The organism is Chryseobacterium sp. LAM-KRS1 (genome assembly GCF_013184525.1).
Classification (GTDB): Bacteria; Bacteroidota; Bacteroidia; order Flavobacteriales; family Weeksellaceae; genus Chryseobacterium; species Chryseobacterium proteolyticum.
Genome location: NZ_JAAOIZ010000025.1, coordinates 1 through 571, shown reverse-complemented (window position 1 = coordinate 571; position 571 = coordinate 1). Strand labels below are relative to the sequence as shown.

Sequence of the window (571 nt, the reverse complement as noted above, 5' to 3'; positions counted from 1 at the left end):
GGAAACCAGAGATACAGAGGTACAGATGTGAATGGTAAAAAGGCCCCTGAGGACTTCAAGAACGTGGCCAAGAGCGAAGAAAAACCTAAAGCTGAAGAGGTAAAGACAATCGCTGAGATCAAGCAACAACCGGTTCTGGATGAAAAAGCATTCTGGAAACAGATCAGACTGTATCCTGTTCCTGTGAATGATTTTCTTACTATAGACTGGACCGATGAAGTAGACGGACTTATAGAATCCGTTTCTCTTTACCAGCATAGTACAGTTCACTGGAAATTCCAGCAACAGAATACTCCGGGATTAAATAAGCAGCTAAAAATTAACATGTCCAATTACGAATGGGGTGTATATGTTTTACACTTTACATTAAAAGACGGCAGGGTCTTCAGCAGAAATATTACAAAACGATAAACTTTTAATCATAACAATTTACTAACAACCAAGAATATGAAGATTCTTTCATCATTGGTACTTTCCCTCTGTTCGGTGTTGGGCTATTCCCAGACCATACTCTATCAGCAGGAAAGTACATCAAGAACAGTACAGGATCCGCAAACCGTGGTCTTGGCTC

1 protein-coding gene is annotated in these 571 nt (G+C 40.3%); it reads left to right on the top strand.

What is annotated here, in order from left to right; genetic code table 11:
- The first annotated feature begins 27 nt into the window (after positions 1–27).
- Positions 28–411, top strand: a complete 384-nt coding sequence (locus G9C87_RS20725) for a T9SS type A sorting domain-containing protein (RefSeq protein ID WP_410499618.1) — start codon at positions 28–30, stop codon at positions 409–411.
- Positions 412–571: the final 160 nt, after the last annotated feature.